This window comes from Winogradskyella sp. 266wxhm (assembly GCF_058964685.1).
The window spans coordinates 1,141,255-1,161,620 of sequence record NZ_CM179559.1 but is presented as its reverse complement, the minus strand read 5'-3'; the positions used below and the strand labels follow the sequence as shown (position 1 = coordinate 1,161,620).

At 34.1% G+C, this 20,366-nt stretch carries 12 protein-coding genes; 8 read left to right on the top strand and 4 right to left on the bottom strand.

The window, feature by feature from the left end:
* Window positions 1-6 precede the first annotated feature (6 nt).
* The 4 genes from AC2H4K_RS05170 to AC2H4K_RS05155 all read right to left on the bottom strand — a co-directional run bounded on the left by AC2H4K_RS05170 (window position 7) and on the right by AC2H4K_RS05155 (window position 7,964).
* Window positions 7-1,320 carry a pectate lyase family protein gene (locus tag AC2H4K_RS05170; protein ID WP_281138719.1) on the bottom strand — a complete coding sequence of 438 codons (1,314 nt, stop codon included), beginning with the start codon at window positions 1,318-1,320 and terminating at the stop codon, window positions 7-9.
* Window positions 1,321-1,415: 95 nt separating this feature from the next.
* Entirely contained in the window at window positions 1,416-2,969 is a 1,554-nt protein-coding gene (locus tag AC2H4K_RS05165) for a DUF5123 domain-containing protein (protein WP_281138718.1), read from the bottom strand.
* A 19-nt stretch (window positions 2,970-2,988) separates the two neighbouring features.
* The gene (locus AC2H4K_RS05160) at window positions 2,989-4,776 is read right to left on the bottom strand and encodes a RagB/SusD family nutrient uptake outer membrane protein (protein WP_281138717.1); all 1,788 of its coding nucleotides are present in this window, start codon (window positions 4,774-4,776) and stop codon (window positions 2,989-2,991) included.
* Window positions 4,777-4,787: 11 nt separating this feature from the next.
* Window positions 4,788-7,964, bottom strand: a complete 3,177-nt coding sequence (locus AC2H4K_RS05155; RefSeq protein WP_281138716.1) for a SusC/RagA family TonB-linked outer membrane protein — start codon at window positions 7,962-7,964, stop codon at window positions 4,788-4,790.
* A 417-nt stretch (window positions 7,965-8,381) separates the two neighbouring features.
* Between AC2H4K_RS05155 and AC2H4K_RS05150 the strand changes: the two genes are divergently transcribed.
* The 8 genes from AC2H4K_RS05150 (at window position 8,382) to AC2H4K_RS05115 (ending at window position 20,362) form a co-directional block, all read left to right on the top strand.
* On the top strand, window positions 8,382-9,695 hold the full coding sequence (locus AC2H4K_RS05150; protein WP_493742942.1) for a pectate lyase family protein: 1,314 nt from the start codon (window positions 8,382-8,384) through the stop codon (window positions 9,693-9,695).
* Window positions 9,696-9,983: 288 nt separating this feature from the next.
* Window positions 9,984-14,015: a pectinesterase family protein gene (locus tag AC2H4K_RS05145; RefSeq protein WP_281138714.1), complete on the top strand. Its 4,032-nt coding sequence runs from the start codon at window positions 9,984-9,986 to the stop codon at window positions 14,013-14,015.
* Window positions 14,016-14,162: 147 nt separating this feature from the next.
* Window positions 14,163-14,933 (top strand): T9SS type A sorting domain-containing protein, encoded by a 771-nt coding sequence (locus AC2H4K_RS05140; RefSeq protein ID WP_281138713.1) that lies wholly within the window; start codon window positions 14,163-14,165, stop codon window positions 14,931-14,933.
* Between the two features lie 150 nt (window positions 14,934-15,083).
* Window positions 15,084-16,589 carry a glycoside hydrolase family 28 protein gene (locus AC2H4K_RS05135; RefSeq protein ID WP_493742941.1) on the top strand — a complete coding sequence of 502 codons (1,506 nt, stop codon included), beginning with the start codon at window positions 15,084-15,086 and terminating at the stop codon, window positions 16,587-16,589.
* Between the two features lie 131 nt (window positions 16,590-16,720).
* Entirely contained in the window at window positions 16,721-17,635 is a 915-nt protein-coding gene (locus AC2H4K_RS05130; protein WP_281138801.1) for an alpha/beta hydrolase, read from the top strand.
* Window positions 17,636-18,652: a DUF4861 family protein gene (locus tag AC2H4K_RS05125; RefSeq protein WP_281138711.1), complete on the top strand. Its 1,017-nt coding sequence runs from the start codon at window positions 17,636-17,638 to the stop codon at window positions 18,650-18,652. It begins immediately after the preceding gene.
* Complete coding sequence (locus AC2H4K_RS05120; protein ID WP_281138710.1) at window positions 18,652-19,062, top strand: cupin domain-containing protein; 411 nt, start codon at window positions 18,652-18,654, stop codon at window positions 19,060-19,062. The genes AC2H4K_RS05125 and AC2H4K_RS05120 overlap by 1 nt, the downstream gene beginning before the upstream one ends.
* A gap of 73 nt (window positions 19,063-19,135) precedes the next feature.
* Entirely contained in the window at window positions 19,136-20,362 is a 1,227-nt protein-coding gene (locus AC2H4K_RS05115) for a glycoside hydrolase family 88/105 protein (RefSeq protein WP_281138709.1), read from the top strand.
* Window positions 20,363-20,366: the final 4 nt, after the last annotated feature.

Sequence of the window (20,366 nt, the reverse complement as noted above, 5' to 3'; positions counted from 1 at the left end):
TAGTCATCATTCAGATACTAGTGCATTTGCATATACTTCTATATTGGAATACTTTTTATTTAAAGTATTGAGCTGAGCATCCTCCTTATTTTTATTAAGTTTTAATTTACGTTCCCATTTATCAGGAATCCCATCTTCATCAGAATCTTTAGAAACTTCTCTAGATTTTATAAATGGCCAACCTCCCACATTGTCTTGAGAATCTATAATACCATTTTTATAATCAGATGAGCCTGATTTTGTATTCTTGACAATTCTTTTATCAACTTCATCCCTATAGAGGCTTAAACCAGCTTTTTCTAACACATCGTTATAAGCCATATTGGCACTAGTAGTTAGTATATTATTTGAAATATCTATTGGATTACTAAGTTTTGTTTGTTCTGGCTCTTCACATTGTACACCACCATCCCAGTTATTTTGGGTTATTTCATTATAACCTTGAACGTAATTGCCATCTACATAAAACTCCCCATAAGGCTCAGAAGGGCTTACTATTCTATCTAACTTAGAGGAAGTTGTTGCTGGGCCAGATTTAAAGTAGTTGTTTACGATATTATAAGTTCCTTTTTCACCACCATAAATACTATTTTCACCCCAATTATAGATTACATTATTTCTAAAGTCTACAAATTCATTTTCGGAGTTTTCGGTAGTTTTAGAGCCACTGAATCGTGGGTTTCTACTATTATTACTAACTATTAAGTTGTGATGAAAAGAAGCCTTAACACCTCCCCAAATTCCACCATAACCGTGAGCCCCTTTCTTATGCACAGATCTGTTAAGAGCTTCTGATATAATACACCATTGTAGCGTGAAATTTTTATTGTTGTAAAACGAGGCGTTTTCGTCGGTTCCCCAACTTATAGAACAATGATCTATAATAACATTATTTGCATCCCTACAGCCAAGTGCATCACCTTCAATACCGTTTGTATCTCCCATTCTAAATCTAAGATATCTAACAATGACATTATCAGATTTTATGGTTACAGGATAACCTTTTATGGTAATTCCACCACAAGGTGCTGTTTGTCCTAGAATAGTTAGGTCTCCTTTATTAATGTCTAATTTAGACTTTAATTCAATAGTACCTGAAACATCGAAGACAATAATACGAGCCCCTTTTTTTAGTATACCTTTTCTAAGGCTACCTTCTCCATCATCATTAAGATTGGTTACTTTGTAGATAAAACCACCTCTACCACCAGAGGTGAATTTTCCAAAGCCTTCAGCCGTTGGAAACGCTAATTGTTGACTATAACTAAAAGCGAAAAATAGGGCTATAATAAGGGTAAGGAAATATTGTTTTTGTGACATATTTAAGGGATATAAAATTAAATGTAAAATAAAAAAAGGAGAAGTGTATATGTAAACACGTCTCCTCTTTTGACTAACTTATCTAATAAATATTACTATCTCCAACGAGGGTCACCAATTTGGTTATCAATTAGTGACTGAGTGGTTAGAGTAAAATCTCCATTTAAAGCATCAACATAACCAGGATCTAAAGTGGTATATGAAGATGAATTATCATATCTAAGTACAGACGAATCATAAAATGTTGGTGCATTAAAGTAATTGTTATTACTAAAATCAATGAACTCATCTGTTCTACTTTGATCAGAGTAACCTTCAGCTGCAGTATCTGTAATTAAAGTATTGCTAACTACAATATCATTGTCTTGAAATCTTATATAAAGTAATCTTCTACTTGAATTGTTAGAACAAGCATATAGCGTACAGCTATCTAATGTAATATTGCTTGTTAAACCAGTTTGAGTAGAAGTACCTGCGTCGTCTATCCTGAAAAAGTCTCTACCAGGAGCACAGTTGTTAAATGTACTTGTGTTGAAATTCACATTAAAAACATCAGAGTTTCTAAAGTCAAAGAAGTCACCACCATTAGTTTCAATGTTAGTCACAATACTATTTTCTACTATTATAGATTGAACAATAGCATCAGTTTCGTTTCCTGCAATAAATGATCTAGCATAGTCATGAACGTTACACCCACTCACTAATAATGAGTTGTAACTTCCAGGAGCAGAATACCTTACCATGTCAGTTAAATCAGTAGCTGCATCACCTGTAAGGTCTAAATCTATAAGTTCTACGTCTGTTGCTCCTGTAACAATTGAAATACTTAATTTCAATAAAGGTTTATCAAAATTATAAAGACCTCTAATAGTTAAGGATTTATCTATTACTAAAGTTCCAATTTGAGCTGTATAATCACCAGAGTCTAAAACTAATACATCACCAGATGCAGCATCAGCAACCATTTGGAATAAGTCATCTGATGGAGTAACTAAGACACCATCACCAATATCAACTCCTGTTGTAAAATTTAAGACTCCCCTAATTGTTGTGTTATTTAAAATTTGAACAGTGTAATCAGTTTCGCCTGTTAGTCCAGTTACTGTAGCCACACCATCAGCTATCTCTTGAGCTGATAAGGTATAAGATATATTTCCAGGTACTAAAAATAATTCTGTTACCGTGCTGTTAGGTAGCCATCTAAATGTTGCTTCAGTAGCTAAAATATCTTCTGGTACAATAGGGTAGAAGATTTGTTCAGTTAGTGTTTCTGCAGTAGTGGTAGCATAAGTAGAATTTTCTAAACCTCTAGAACTGATAGCTTGTACTCTAATATAATAAAAGGTTTCTTGTTCCATTTCTATTTGTACAGGTAACTCATTTGAGGTAACATTAACAGAGTTTACTATGGTAGAGAAGGATGGATCTTCACTAAATTCAACAAGGTAATTGTCTACATCAGGATTTGAGTCCCAATTAAGTTCTACAAAAACCTGATTTCTTATAAAAGATTGTAAGCCAACAGGAGCAAACTCACGACTTATGCTAAGCTCTTCAATAACTTCATCTGGGCTTTCACAACCCGAAAATGATAATAGTAAAACTAAGATTACTATTGTAGATTTTAATATATGTTTTGCTTTCATCATATTTTTTAATTTAAAATTTTTAATAGCCGTAATCGTTTACTAATTGACCATTACTTGCATCTATAAAGACTTGCCATATAGGCCAGAATTGTCTTTCATCAGGATTTACTCCAAGCTTATATATAGAATTAATCATATCGTCCTCTAACATAGTCCAATCTTGCATAGAATAATCTGGGCCAGGATTGGTAGTTTCATTTCTATTTAGACCGTAGATATCAAGAGTTTCTCCATCCTCTTCGTATCTGTAATATAAAGTAGAAGGTACATCAGCATATTCACCAGTTCTATTTTTCAGATTAAACATCTTTACCTTAGCTTCATCTAGGTTATCACCTAATAAATTCCAGCGGATTAAGTTCATTTTACGCTCCATTTCCCCTGTGAATTCGTATTTGTGTTCCTCTATAATCGCTTGAAGCATAGCATCAGAACTTGTCAACCCATCAACATAAGCATCTACTTTTTCAGCATGAAGGTTAGAAGGGAAAGCTCTTCGTCTAATTTCTTTAAGATATGGAGCAGCAGCACCAGGACCTTGTAATTCGTTAGCGGCTTCAGCAGCTATTAAAAGTACTTCTGCATAACGCATGTAAATTTTGTTAACACCATCATCATTTGTAGACGTTACATAACGGTTCATCCACTCATAACGATATTTACCAAAATACCAAGTATCTAAACCAACCAATTGTTGTTGAGCAAAACCATCTGTTGGATTTCCCCATTCGTATGGTACACATGTTACATCTCTACGAGTATCTTGCTCATCATAATCATAAAAGACCGTTGGTAATGGCCCAGCAATTCCACCTCTAGCTTGGCCTGTATGTTGATCTATACCTCTATGTCTTACAGCAAAAGAGAATAAAACCCTACCTCGACCTGCTGCAAATGGTATTTCCCAAAGCGATTCACCACCAGCTGTTACCGATTCTTCATTGAAATTTTTCCAAAATGTTTCAAAAGAAGGGTTTAGGCTAGCATGTCCAGTTCCGATTATATCACTAGCTTCATTAAAAGCTAAGGTATACATGTTTTGCACTGATAATTCAGGGTCATTACTACGTCTTATACCATCAGGATATTGTTGAAAACCTGAAGCAACCATAGCTAAACGAGCTCTAAAAGCTTTTACGAAAGCTTTATTAGCTCTTTCTACAGTATTAGTTCTAGAGTTTTCATTTGGCCATCCTACTAAAGTTTCTGCTTCACCTAAATCAGCAATTATTTGTTTATAGATAATATCTCTATTGGTTTTAGGTAAATAAAGTGTTTCGGTACTAATAGGTTCAAAACGCGCAGGAACATCTCCCCATGTTTTAAGTAAGTCTGCGTAATAGATAGCTCTATATGTTAAAGCTTCACCTAGTAGCTGTCCAAGAGCTGTTCCTGGTTCAGGGTTACCATATAATCTTAAGCCTTCAATACATAGGTTAGCACGCTCTATACCTGCATACATCATTGCCCAAACATTATTATCTCTATTCATTTGAGTATTGGTAGGTGTAGCATCATATATCATAAGTTCTCCCTGTGAGCTTCCAACATCATCAGAACTGTAATTCCATTCTGTATCAGTGTTGAATCCATAAAAAGGGATATAACGACCTCTGTATGAGTTAGTCTGCCCCATACGTTCTAATATACCATCTACAGCACCTCTAGCTAAGTCAGGGGTAGAAAATATAACCGAAGGTTCGGCTGATGATTGCGCAGGTGCTTCTAAAAAGTCTTCATCAAATTCTTGACAAGAGTAGAATACACCTGTAAGAATTAATATTGTTAGAAATATTGTTTTTTTCATTTTCAATTTTTTTAAAAATTAAGATTTAAACCAAAAGCAACTTGTCTACTTCTTGGGTAAGCAGAGTAATCTACTCTAGGAGTGAAATTAGTTTGTCTTCTTGTGGAAACTTCAGGATCCATACCTGAATAATTAGTTATAATGAAAACATTATTAGCTGTAACATATAACCTTAATTTAGATATTCCAAAATCAGATAGAACTGATTCAGGTAAAGTGTAACCAAGAGAAAGTGTATTTAATCTTAAATAAGAGCCATCCTCAACAGCCCAATCACTAAACACATATCGTTGCATTGATGGGGACCACATTGTTGTATTTGCATTTAAAGCAGCTAGTTGAGAAGGGTCAGTAACTAATTGACCTGTTGACGGGTCTAAATTAGTCCATCTTACTCCATCAGCAAAAGATGTAGTTAAGTTCCCATAATCGTTGCTTTCTCTAGGTGTGTTAGAATGAATTTTGTTGGCATTATATACATCAAAACCTACACTAAAATTGAACGCTGCACTAAGATCAAAACCATAAGCTCTTGCGCTTAATGTAAATCCACCAGTAAAATCTGGGTTAGCATCACCTATTATTGTTTGATCATCTTCATCAACAACTCCATCACCATTAATATCTTTTAATTTTAAAGCACCAGGACGAACAAATCCATCTCCAATAACATCAGCATTACTAGGAACTCCATCGACTAGAGTATAATCACCAGTTGTTGAGTCATAGTTAAAATCTGACACTTCGTATCTTCCATCATTTTGATAGCCATACATAATTCCAAGAGGGGATCCAACTTGTACTAAATAATCATTATTTATTTGGCTAGAAGCCCATCCAGAAGGCCATCCAAAGTCTTCTGATTCACCCAATGAGTTAATTTTGTTCTTATTGGTACTAATATTAAATGATAAATCTAGACCATAGTTTTCAGTGCTTATTGCATTGACGTTAACAAGTGCTTCAAAGCCTGTGTTTTGTATTTCTCCTACATTTCTAAATTGTGTTTCGTAACCTGAACCAGGTACCCTGAAACCTAATAGCAAATCTTTTGTAGTATTTTTATACAATTCAAAAGAACCGCTAACTCGACCGCTAAACAATGAATAGTCAAGAGCTAAATTTTGAGTAACCGTAGTTTCCCACTTTAAATCAGGGTTAGCTAAAACACTAGATGCTGCCCAATAATTATCAATTCCATTAATGTAGGATGTAGCATATGATTGAAATGTTTGTATTGTTTGACCTGTAGGTATATTGTTATTCCCTACCTCACCATAACTTAATCTCAATTTAAGCGTATTAATCCAATCTGTATTTTTTAAGAAATCTTCTTCAGAAATTTTCCATGCAAATGCAGCAGAAGGAAAATATCCCCAGCGATTATCTCCAAGAAATTTACTTGAACCATCCATACGGAAAGTAGCTGTCAATAAATATTTGTTTTTAAAGTCGTAGTTAGCACGACCAAAGAATGATAGGAGTTTATCATCAGGTGAGTAAAAGTTATCCACAGTAAACGGATCTCCTTGTGTAGTTAGACGCACACTTCTTTCAAAATCAAAATCACTTGGAAAGCCATGTAATTCTGTTGTTACTCTATTGTCTTTAGAAACAATCATTTCTTGTCCTAAAAGTAATTTAAGTGAATGATTTTCTCCAACTAATTTTTTGAAATCATAGTTCAATGTATTAGCATTTCTAAAACTTTCTCTTTTTCTATCTCTTATTCTTAGTGCAGGAAGTCCTTGATTTTCAACACTAGGTCTATTACTAGAAAAATAAGTGGATTTACCGTAAAAACGATAGTCTAAATCATTTGTTGTATTCAAGCCTACATCAGATTTAAACGTTAAATTGTCCACAACATCCCAAGTGAAGCTTCCAAGTAAATTAAGATTTTTCCTTAATTGTCTACGTTGGTTATCCGCTAAAGCTATAAAAGGATTTACTAAATCACTAAAAATCGCATCATCAGTATTTGTTGGGTCTAAAGCAGCTAAAGGAATAGGTGAGTATCTAATTGAGTGCTTAAGCCTAGAGTCTGCTGATGAAACTTCATTTTGCTCATTCGCACCACCACCATTCACTTCTTGATCAGCATAACGAACCGTAAATGAAAGGTCTACTTTGTCACTAGCCTTGTTTTTTAATGCTAGAGAGACATTATTTCTTCTAAAATCAGAACCAACCATAATTGCTTTTTCATCATACAAGGCATAATTAAAATTATAATTAAATTTTTCAGAACCGCCTCTTACAGATAAATCATGATTTTGTACTTCACCAGTTTGACCATAAATAAGATCTTGCCAATTGTTTCCTTTCATCCCAATATACTGGTCGTAATCTTGATATAGACCATAAGTTTCTTCATAAATTTCAGGTTGTTCATCTAGAAGCCAATATTCATATTGCCATTTAACAAAATCTTCTGGTTCTAAAACATCTATAGTTTTTGCAATTTTCTTTATACCATATGAAGTGTTAAGACTAACAGCCATTTTACCTTCTTTACCACTTTTAGTAGTAACAATTATAACACCATTAGCACCTCTAGAACCATATATAGCTGTAGAAGAGGCGTCCTTTAATACATTGATATTTTCAATATTTGAAGGTGAAATGTCATTTAAACTATTTACAGGGAAACCATCAACAATAATTAATGGTGAACTATCTTGTGTAAGTGAACCGGATCCCCTTACTCTAATCTGAATTTCAGAATCAGGTGAACCTTCAGTAGATAAGACTTGTACACCCGCTAATCTACCTGTTAATGTTTCACCTACACTAGCTAGGTTTTGCTGTTTTAAATCGTCTCCGCCTATGGATACAACAGAACCAGTTAAATCAGATTTACGGGTTGTTCCATAACCAATAACAACAACTTCATCTAGAGACTCTAAACTAGGCTCAAGAGTTATATTAATGTTTTTTTGACTACCGACTACAACTTCTTGAGTTGTATAGCCAATGTACGAAAATACCAAGATAGCATCTGGCCCATCAACTGTGATAGAATAATTACCATCGAAATCGGTTGATGTACCTTTGGAAGTACCTTTAACAAGAACTGAGGCACCTGGAACAGGACCTCCCATGTCTTTTGCGGAAACTGTACCTGTTACCGTTATACTTTGGGCTTCTAATGTCGTACTGCCAAACGCAAAAAATGCGAATAGCATTAGTGAAAAAGATTTTATCAAATAAAACCTTTTCGCCTTTCCCTTTTGTTTTTGGAAAAACAAAAAATCAATCAAATTGTTACACATGAAAGTTTGAGTTAGTTTATAAATTAGTTTATATATGTAATCGATTACACAAATTTATTGTATATTTTTAAATACACAAATTTTTGTTAAGATTTTTTTTGATATGTTAATTTTTATTAGTTAAAATTACGGTATATATAAAATAAGAGCTTATGTGTAAATTGGTGAATTTAACTATTAGTAGTGTTTTAGGCTTTTTTTGGTGCTAATTTGAATCATCGAGCGCACAATTTCATACATAAAAAGCATTCAAAGTATAGTCAAATTTACTCAATCAACTCAATCAACTCGATAAATTGTTTAAACAAACTCTCATTAAAAATTAAGGTTATGAAAATACGTATACTATCCCTTGTCTTTTTATTTGTTACTGTCATATGTTTAGGACAAAATTATTACATGGCCAATCCGGAGGGGTTTGGTGGAGGTACAACAGGAGGTGGGAACTCTTCACCAGTTATTGTTGACAATTACAATGATTTTAAAAGTATGCTTCTGTTGTCATCGCCTCAAGTCATCCTTGTTTCGGGTACAATAGTTTTAAATTCAAGTCAAAATATCAGTGAAGTTATTACTAATAAAACCATCATAGGTTTGCCTGGAGCTAGACTTGTTAATAATACCCAAACACAATCTGGTTCTGGTATTTTGAATTTAAAAAATGGATCCAATAATGTTATCATAAGAAACTTAATTTTTGAAGGGCCTGGTGCTTATGATATTGATGGAAGAGATAATTTGTCTGTTGAGGGCTGTACAAATTTATGGGTAGACCACTGTGAATTTCAAGATGGATTGGATGGTAACTTTGATATTAAAAATAATTCTGACAATATTACGGTGTCTTGGTGTAAGTTTACTTATCTCAAACCTGCTATTCCAGGTGGTTCTGGTGGATCAAATGATCATAGGTTTTCTAACCTTATAGGTTCTAGTGATTCAAATGCTCCTAATGACGGTCATTTTAGTATAACCTTTCAAAATTGTTACTGGGCTGAAGGGTGCAAGGAACGCATGCCAAGAGCGAGAAATGCAGAGCTTCATATTTTGAATTGTTATTACAATACAGATGTATCTAATTCAAGAGCATTAGGTTTTAGTGGAGGTGTTAATAGCTTGTCTTGCTATGTTGAAAATTCAGATTTTGCTAATGTTGGTACAGTTTATCAAAGCTATGGTGGTACAGTAGCGTTAGAATTTGATAATTGTATAAATGCTGTCTCAAATATAGGTTCTGTTAATGCACCATCATATAGTTATAGTATTATTCCTGTGGAAGATGTTGCAACTTATATTCCAAACACAAGTTGCGGAGCAGGTGCAACTTTACAAGTTACTAATTCTGGTGTTATATCATCGAGTTGTGATAATTTGAGTATTGAAGAATCGTCTTTAAGTTCATTTTATATATATCCAAGTATCGTAAAGGATAAACTTTACCTCAAGAATTTTTCTCCTATTATAGAACAAGGAGGAGTTTCTGTAATTGATGTTAATGGGAAAATTATTAAGACTGATAATTTAGATTTTAATCATAATCAAGATGTGGAACTAGATTTTTCTTCAATAGTAAATGGATTGTATTTTGTCAAGGTTGAATACAATAATATATCGCGTACCTACAAAATTGTTAAATCAAATTAGCTAGTTAAGCGAATAGTTGGAAATTACATTAGATTGTTAACTTAGTTAGAATCTAACTTAAAATTTATTAATACTAAAAAATAATAACACTTTTTTTGTCAAATTCATTTTTTTGATATATTTGTGTAATCGATTACATAAATATTGTTGTGTTTTGACTTTTATAGATTGTTGAATAAGTGTCTTCGATTTTTCAAAAGAACTCTGCCCAAATTCTTTTGATTGTTTCAGCTAGAGAAACTAAACTAAATATAAACTATAAGTAATTTTCTAATCAATTCAACAACTATGAAAAAAATCTACTTTTTCGTATTGGTGGTTGCGTTATTTTCTTCAAACTACGGAGTTGCTCAATCGGTAAACTCTTATAATTTGGGTGATAACTCAACATTTACCAACACAGGAACACAATGGGATCCTGTAACTTCAACAACAAGTCCAGATGGCAAACTAAGAACTCAGGCCGCTACAAGTTTATGGCATAGTGCGGGCTATGGTGTGGCTTTTCAAAATGGAAATTCTTTAGAAGTCGATGTCGAGGGCATTGCAACAATTCGCTTTTACGGTTCAGTGTATAGTTCAGGTACAATGGATGCTGGCACAACTATTGGCGGAAATGATTTAGGGACTATGGATGTAGATATGGATGCTTATCCAGATATGTCTGATCAAACGGGTTACTATGAGTTTTCTTACACAGGAGGTTCTGCAACATTGTATTTTACATTTACAGGGTCTAATGCATATACTCCTTCAATAGAGGTAATTTCTCCTACAACTTCATATAATTTAGGTGATGGTTCAACTTTTACCAATACAGGAACACAATGGGATCCTGTAACGTCAACAACAAGTCCAGATGGCAAACTAAGAACTCAAGCCGCTACAAGTTTATGGCATAGTACAGGCTATGGTATAGCTTTTCAAAATGGAAATTCTTTAGAGGTTGATGTGGCAGAGGGTAGTAGTACTGTAAGGTTTTACGGTTCTGTTTATAGTTCAGGTACGATGGATGGAGGTACAATAGTAGGTGGTAACGATTTGGGAACTATAGATTCAGATATAGATGCACATCCAGGTATGGCTGATCAAACAGGTTATTACGAATTCACTTATACAGGAGGTGCAACAACACTTTATTTTACTTTTAATGGTTCTAATGCTTACACACCAGCCATTGATGTAACAACTTTAGAGTCAACAATTATTAGGACAGATGTCTGGGATTTCGCAGCGGAACAACTTGATGAAGTTTTATATAACAATATGCTAAACGAATCTACAATTAATTCATGGTACGATGGTTCAATTGCTGTAGGTTCATCAGGAAATGTTTTTCCTTCGGCTTTTAGCGCAGGCGCATTATCATGGGTTGGTGGTACGAATGACCGATTGAGAACAGCAAATACAAACCTTACACGTTATGATGAAAATATTAGTAGCGTTTCCGGTTATTCAGGTAGAGTTTATGTTAATGCAGGTGGTGCAACAGGTAGATATATGAGCTTGATGTTAGATGAAGATGATGAAGTCACTGTTATGATGCTTACACAATCAGGAACAGGAAGTGTTCATTTTGAATATGCAACCGATCCTGCAATACAGGACGATGTTGTAGCTGTAGGTGGAGATTTACAGGAAGTTAATTTTGTAGCAAAAGAAGCTGGAGAATATCATATCTATGATGCGGTCGATAAACCAAGTTATTATAGAATAATGAGGAAAGATGCTGAATATGTTACTTTAACAGGTAATGTAGATGAAACTTTTGCGTCTGGTATTACTGATGGGTATTCAATAATATTTACTAATGAAGCAGGTAAAGAATATGCAGCTGTAGTTTCAAGTGGTACTTATACTATTGATTTACCAATAGAGTATACTTACGACCTAAGTTTAGGTGGAGCTAATGGTTATATCATAACTAATGGACTTACGTTTAGTGCTACTGAGGAAACAACTGTTTATGATATTGTTGTAGCTCAGGTAGATATTTATAATGTTAGTGGGAATATTACAGGTTTAACTGATTTAACAGGTGTGACTTTAGCATATACTCCAGATTCTGGAGCAAGTACGGTTTACACTCCAATAGTCACTATAGATGAAGTAGCTTTTACATACAGTGTAGATCTAGAAGCTGGAATTGAATATACCATTTCTGCTGAGGGTGTTAATGATTATGAAATACTAACCAATACTATTACAATAGGATCTGCTGATGAAACTGCAGATGTAGATTTTACACCAAAGCCATTATATAACGTAGCTATCAATGCTATTGGTTTAGATGCAACCCAAGAAAGTGAATTGAGTTTAACATTTACGAACTTAAATGAAGAAGGATATTCATATGATTTTACAGATATTAACGCAGTGTCTTTAAGAGATGGTGTTTATACTGTTTCTTATAATGGTATTGATGCTTATCCATTAAGATTAGCACTAACATCTAATCTCACTGTTGCTGGATCTGATACTTCAAAAGACCTAACGTTCAATCCAATCTCATTATGGACCTTTAACGATAGAGTAATTAATGCGGCAACAGCTTACGAAGGTCTTATGTTTACAGGAAGCGTGAATGTTAGAGGTAATAATGGAGATTTAAATGCAGGATCAGGTTCAACTATTGCTATTCCTGTTCAGGTAGGTGATAAAGTTATTATTACGGATTATTATTCATCTAATTATTCGGTAGAAGGCGAACCAGCTGTTACAAATACTTCAAATAGTACTAGTACAAATGCGGTGTCAGAATATGTTTATCTAGGTGCAACTGATGGTACAGTGACAATAACTGTTAATACTACATCGTATTTTGTGTCTTTTGAAGTTGTTGCTATAGAGCCTTACAGCCCAATTATTACAGTTGGTGTTGGTAAAGATTTTCAAACCATAAATGAAGCTTTGGATGCTATTTCTAGAATGAATCGTCCTAATGACGAACCTGTCACCGTAATGATAGATCCAGGAAACTATGAAGAAATGCTCGTTATTAGCAGTAATAATGTCACTTTAAAGAACGCGTCTTCTAATCCTAGTATTGCACTTTTAAATTCAGGTGTAGATATCGATGCTAACGCAGTGAGGATTACATCGTACTATGGACAAAAATATAATTTCTTTAGTCAAGGTACAGATAATAAATGGAGTGCTGAGGCTCTGGCAGTAAATACTGAAAATGGTTATACGGAGTACATTAACCAAGAAGGAACAGGAGGAGGTTCTTCATACTGGAATGCAACTGTTGTAATTACAGCACAAGATGTGACTATCGAAGATATAATTCTTGAAAATTCTTTTAATCAATATATTTCGTTAAAAGAATCACAGGATGTTGTACAGGCGAAGGCACCAAGTGAGCCAACAAGACCAACAGATTATGGTAATACTTCGGTTCAAGATAGATCTGCAGGATATGTAACGCAGGCAGCGGCAATAGGTATAGCGGCAAGTGCAGATAGAGTGGTTTTAGATGAATGTAGAGTTATCGGACGTCAAGATTCTTTCTATGGTGCTCAAGGTGCTAGAGTTGCTGTTTACAAAGGTGCTATGATGGGTGCTGTGGATTATCTTTTCGGCGGAATGACAGCGGTTTTTTACCAAACGGATTTAGTCCTAAATACAAGTGATTATAGTAGTGATGCAGCATACATTACCGCTGCTCAGCAAACTTCAGGTAGAGGGTATTTAATGTATGAATGTCATGTGAAATCTACAATTCCAGGTGTTGAAACAGCTTCTACGTATGGTTCTAAGCCTGGTTATTATGGTCGTCCATGGGCACCGAATACAAGTGAAGTAGTATTTTACAATACAGCTATTGATGAATCTACTTACCCAGGTTCTGAAGGGCTTTCGTTGATATCTCCTGAAGGATGGACAAGTTCTTTAGGTGGTGAATCTTCTATGATGTATGAATATGGGACGATTGAAAATGCTTCGGGAGTTGATAATTCTGGAACAAGAGCACCTTGGTCAACAGTATTGTCATCACCAACGCTAACAGACGGTACGGCAATAACAACATTTAATTTTACTAAAGGAAACGATGATTGGGACCCCTTTCCGGAATTACTCTCGGTAGGTGATTTTAATAATGCTCAATCTTCAGCACTTGTAAAATCATATAATCAGAAACTACATATTTCTAATTTGACTTCTGAAACTAGAGTCTTAGTATATGCGATAACAGGTGCTTTGGTCAAAGATTTTAAAACTTCGGTTGAAACCTCTGTTGATATAGAAGACGGTATTTGGATTGTTAAATTGATTGATGGTAATGGGAGTAAGGTTTTTAAACTGATATCACATTAATATTCTGTAAATAAAACAATTAAAAAAGGCCATTTTTTATAAATGGTCTTTTTTTTATGCTCGATGTGTTTAGAAAATTCCTCCAAAATTATTAAATTGGTAATCGATTACAATTTTGTAATTAACTAATATAAAAACAATTACAACATGAGAAAAAAATTACTTTTTTTGAGTTTACCATTTCTACTTTTTATTGTTTTTGCACAAGCGCAAGATCATGTATGGGATTTTGGTAATGATGTAGCTAACTTTCCTGTGGGACCAGCATTTTCGGATACGCAGGTAATTGACGGGCTAACTTTGGTTGCTGGTGGTTCTAGTTTTGGTACAGTTGAACCAAATTCAGGTACTTGGCCAGATGGTTATAGTTCTACTAATCGTTTCAAATCAGAAGGAAACAGTTCTGTTGATGCATCGGGTTTACCAACAAGAAGATACATGGAGTTTCCTATTACAGGTCCAGTATCTGTAAAACTATGGTTTAGATTTAGTGGTTCTAGCACGCCAAGAGCCGTTGTTATTGCAGATAACACAGGAGCTGAAATTGTTCGTTTTGATTCTGTTGGAGATACTGATAGACGATATATTGAAGCTGATTATACAGGAAGCGCAAGCTCTATTTTAGTTTTTTCTGAAGGTAATGCTGTTAATTATTACAAATTAGAAGTTAGTAGTACCCTATTAAGCGTGGATGATGTCAATTTAACTTCAGAAATAGATGTAAGGTCTGTTAAGAATCAAGTGTTTGTTTCTAATGTAAGTTCAAATGTTGAAATTAATGTTTACAATATTACTGGAGCTTTAGTTAAAACATTAAAAACAGACGAGGATTTAAACTTTCAATTAGAACCTGGTATTTATGTTGCTCATACAATATCCTCAGGAAAGAGTCAAACCTTTAAGTTGGTTTCGTATTAATAGCATAGTTAATATTTAAAATATAAAGGACGCTTCTTAAGCGTTCTTTTTTTGTTCAATATAAAGTTTATAAATATTAAAATTCTTGGATTATAAATCTAAATTTTATAGGTTTGGTAATCGATTACATTAACAGGTTAATAATTCAATATGAATTCAAGAAAAGCATTTAATAAAATTGAAAAAAACAGTAGGTTTTTTTTAAGAATTTCTCAAATATCAGCTTTAGCAATATTAGTGTTGGGTCTTTCGTGTAAAGAGGCTAAAAAGGAAAATGAAGAGAATATTGTTTCAGTAACAACAAACTCAGGACCATGGTCAGATATGGTGAAAGTTGTAAATAGTGTGAAAACACCTGAATTTCCAGATAAGACTTTTTCTGTTATAGACTATGGTGCAAAAGCAGATGGAGTTACTAAAAATACTGAAGCTTTTAAGAAGGCCATACAAGCTTGTACGAATGATGGCGGAGGAAAAGTAGTAGTTCCTGAGGGAAAATATTTAACAGGTGCTATTCATTTAGAAGATAATGTGAATCTGCATTTAGAAGAAGGTGCTGAAATTTTATTTAGTACAGATCCTCAAGATTATTACCCTTTAGTTGCAACAGCTTACGAGGGTATTGAGTTGATGAATTATTCTCCGTTATTATATGCTTACAAGAAGAAAAATATAGCGGTTACAGGAAAAGGGATTTTAAACGGTCAAGCAGGTAATGATAACTGGTGGAAATGGTGTGGAAAAGATATCTACGGATGGGAAGAAGGTATGCCTCATCAAAAAGATAGCCTTAACTTACCAAGACTTATGGAAATGGGTCAAGAAGGTACACCATTAGAAGAGCGTGTTTTTGGTGATGGCCATTATTTAAGACCAACATTTTTAGAGCCTTTTGAAAGTGAAAATATCTTAATTGAAGGAGTGAAAATTGTAAATGCTCCATTTTGGATTATTCACCCATTCAAATCAAAAAACATTATAGTTGATGGAGTAACTGTAGAAAGTCATGGGCCAAACAATGATGGTTGTGATCCAGAATATTCTAAGAACGTCATAATTAAAAACTGTACTTTTAATACTGGTGATGATTGTATTGCTATAAAAGCAGGAAGAGATGCTGAAGGTAGAAGAATTGGTATTAAAACGGAGAACGTTGTGGTGCAAAATTGTAAAATGATTGATGGTCACGGTGGTGTAGTTATTGGTAGTGAGATGTCTGCTGGAGTTTCGAATGTTTATGTAGAAAATTGCGAAATGAATAGTCCTAACTTAGATAGAGCAATAAGGCTGAAAACAAATTCAAGACGTGGTGGTGTTATAGATGGCGTTTATGTTAGAAATCTTGAAGTAGGCCAAGTGAAAGAAGCAGTATTAAAACTAAACATGTTTTATGCTACTTATACAAATCAGACAGGTGAACATATTCCTGAGATTAAGAATATTTTACTTGAAAATGTGAAAGTTAAAAATGGTGGTTACTACGGTATTTTAGCAAAAGGATATGAAGAGTCACCAGTGACTAATGTTACATTGAAAAATGTCAACATAGAAAAGGTAGATGAAGCATTTTCATTAGAAAACGTATCAAATTTAAAGCTTATAGATACTTACATTAACGGTTCGTTAATGCAAAGTCCACCACAATCCCAAAAATAATTCCATTAACCCTAACAATTAATAGCAGGAATTGTTTTACATAAGCCTGATATATTATCAGGCTTATTTCAATAAATTAATAATTTAGAAAAGTGTATAGTTTTTCAAAGTTTTATGTCTTCTTTTTTTTGATGTTCTCATCAACGCTTTTCGCTTTTCAAACCATTCAAAAAGACACCTCTTACACTGTAAATAGTTCTTATAAAAAGTATAAAAAGAACTTTCCAAACATAGAAATTCCAAAGCCTCAACATTATGAAAATGTAAAAGAAATTAGTGATGAGGTTTACAAGCAAATAGGTGAAAGAAAACTTCATTTAGATGCTTTTGTCAATACAGATTCATTGTTAAAGCCTGCTGTAATTATGGTTCATGGTGGTGGTTGGAAATCTGGCGATAAATCACATATGAAACCAATGGCGCAATGTATTGCTTCAAAAGGTTATGCTTGCTTTGCTTTAGAATATAGATTATCTGATGAAGCCCAATATCCTGATGGTATTTATGATATTAAAGAAGCCATTCAATACATAAAATCTAATGCGCAAAGGTTTCATATAGATACTACAAAGGTTACCATTTTAGGAACGTCTTCAGGTGCTCAAATGGCAACACTAGTTGGCACAACAAATAACAATCCAAACTTTGAAGAAAGTACAAGTTATAATACTTCAACTTCAGTTCAAGCTATTGTAAACTTAGATGGAGTCATAGCTTTTGTTCACCCAAAATCTAGTGAAGGCAAAATGGCCGCTTGGTGGTTAGGCGGAACGTCAAAAGAAAAACCTAATGTTTGGAAAGAGGCATCTGCATTAACACATGTTGATGAGAATACACCTCCAACTTTGTTTATTAGTAGTCAGTATGAACGCTTTCAAGCAGGACGAGAAGAAATGATTGAAATCATGGACAAGCATAACATTTATTCTCAGGTAGAGAATTTTCCAGATAGTCCTCATACATTTTGGTTATTTAACCCGTGGTTTACAGAAACCGTAAATTATATCACTATATTTTTAGATAAAACATTCAAAAAAGGATCATAAATGAAAACATCAAAATTAATAGCAGCTTTATTATGTGCGAGTACCATTGTGGCTTGTAAATCCGAAAAGAAAGAGAATGCAAAACCAGAGGTTAAGCAAGAAGAAAAAGCCCAAGAAACTCAAAAGACATACGCTGAAATTTCAGTAGCTCAAGGAGGTGAGTGGAAAGATGGTCCAAGAGGTCACATGGAATATAGTGGTGGTACTTCATTTAAAAATGTTTCTTCTGTAAAAGTGCCAGAAAATCATACAGATCATTCTTGGTTCTTACGTTATGAAGGACCCGGTTGGGAAAGCAACAAAGTCGGTTATAGACTGTATTTAGACTGGAGAAATGCTATTGATATTTTTGGAAAGAAGACAGATACTATGGTGCTTTCTGAAGTTGGACAAGATGGATTTGATTCTTACCACGAACCAGAAGCTTGGGGAAGTGATATACTTAAAGTTGGAAAAGGTCTAGGTATAGGGTCTATTGGAAGATTGGTAGAAGATAAAGTATTGCACTTTAGAGAAGTAGATTCTACAGTTGCTTCTGTAGATAATAATACTGAGCAATCTACTGTAAATGTTAATTACTTTGGTTGGAAAACTGGTGATGAAAAAATTGATTTAAAGTCAACTTTAAGCATTAAGCCAGACAAGCGTTATACAAAGCACACCATACAACCATCTAAAGCTGTAGAAGGTATTGTAACTGGAGTTATAGATCATGGCGTGGCTTATTTTGAAAATGAGAGTGCAAATAAAAAGTGGGCATACATTGCTACTTATGGTGAGCAAACACTTATTCCTGATGATTTAGGAATGGCAATTTTTTATGAAGTTGAAACCACTGCAGAGGTTAAAAAAGGTGAATCTGACTATTTAGTAGAATTTAAGCCAACTACCGAGCCTGTATCATTTTATTTTTTAGGTGCTTGGGAACAAGAAAAAGATGGTATTAAAAACGAAACAGATTTTGTAAAGTATTTAGACGGTCTGTTGGAAGAGTTAAACTCTAATAACACTTTATAATGAAAAAGTATATTCTTCTATTCGCATTTTTCACAGTAGCAAGTACAATTGTCGCTCAAGAAAAGACGTATACCATAGAAGAATGTGTCAATACCTTTTCTGAAGAAAAAACGGTTCCGACAAAAGTTGGCTATCAGTATTGGTTTGCCGATAAAGATTTCTTAGATGGTAGAACGATAAAAATGAGTGTTGTAGCGCCAGGTAAATCTACACATGCACCTCATAAACATAAAGAAGATGAATTCTTTTACGTTCTAGAAGGTAAGGCAAAGTTTTATTTAGACGGAAAAGAAGTTGTTGTCGAAGCAAACACAAGCTTGTATTGTCCATCTTGGAGTATGCACGGCATCAGTAATGTAGGAGATACTGAATTAAAATATTTAGTCATAAAAAAATACGAAAAAGAATAAGTTCATTGCCTTTAAAACTAAGCAAAAGATTAGGTGCTGAATCATATCATCAGAAAACTAATAAAATAAACACATGAAAAATATAGCATTATTGGCCATATTAACGCTTACTTTTTTTACGAGTTGTAAAGAAGAGAAAAAGCAACAGGAAGAAACACCTGTGGCTAAAAAAGAAATTTCAGAGGACTTAAAATGGTCAGAGCGTATGGCGCTTTCTGAAATCAAACGTTTTCCAGATCCTACACTTTTAGATTTTAGAGATAAGCCAAAATGGAGTTACACCAATGGATTGGTTTTGCAAGCAATGTCTAAAGTTTATGAAGAAACCAATAATCAAAAATTATACGATTATATCTACGATTATGCCAACAGAATGATCGAAGAAGATGGAGCTATAAAGACCTATAAAATGTCTAATTACAACTTAGATATGATAAAGTCTGGCGATGCTATTTACTATGTTTATAACAAAACGGAAGAACCTCGCTTTAAAAAAGTGATGGACACCTTACATAAGCAATTAGAAGGGCAACCAACAACATCTGAAGGTGGTTATTGGCACAAAAAAGTGTATCCATATCAAATGTGGCTAGATGGTGTGTATATGGCAGAACCGTTTCATACAAAATATGCCAAATCGTATATGGATGATGAAGAAGCTAAAAAGGTTTACGATAAAATTATGTTACAATTCGACCTAATCGAAAAGTACAGTAGAGATCCAGAAACAGGCTTGTATTATCACGGTTGGGACGAAAGTAAAGAACAAAAATGGGCAAATAAAGACACCGGATTGTCTCAAAATTTTTGGTCTCGTGGCATGGGCTGGTACGGAATGGCTTTGGTTGATGTTTTGGATTATTTACCAGAAAATTACGAAGGTAGAGCACGGCTAATTAAGTATCTCAACCAATATGCTGAGGCGATTGTGAAGTATCAAGATGAAAAAACAGGCACGTGGTACCAAGTACTAAATTTACCTGAAAGAGATGGTAATTATCTAGAGGCAACAGGTACAAGTATGTTTACATATACTTTAGCAAAAGGCGTTAATAAAGGCTATTTACCAAAGCAATATTTAGATAACGCCAACAAAGCTTTTAAAGGTATATTAGATACATTCATCACTGTTGAAGATAATGGCGTTGTCAACCTTAATAAATGTTGTGGAGTAGCAGGTTTGGGCGGAAATCCATACAGAGACGGAACTTTTGAATATTATATTGGTGAAATCATCAGGTCTAATGATCCAAAAGGTACAGGACCATTTATCATGGCTGCTTTAGAACTTAACAAGTAAACGG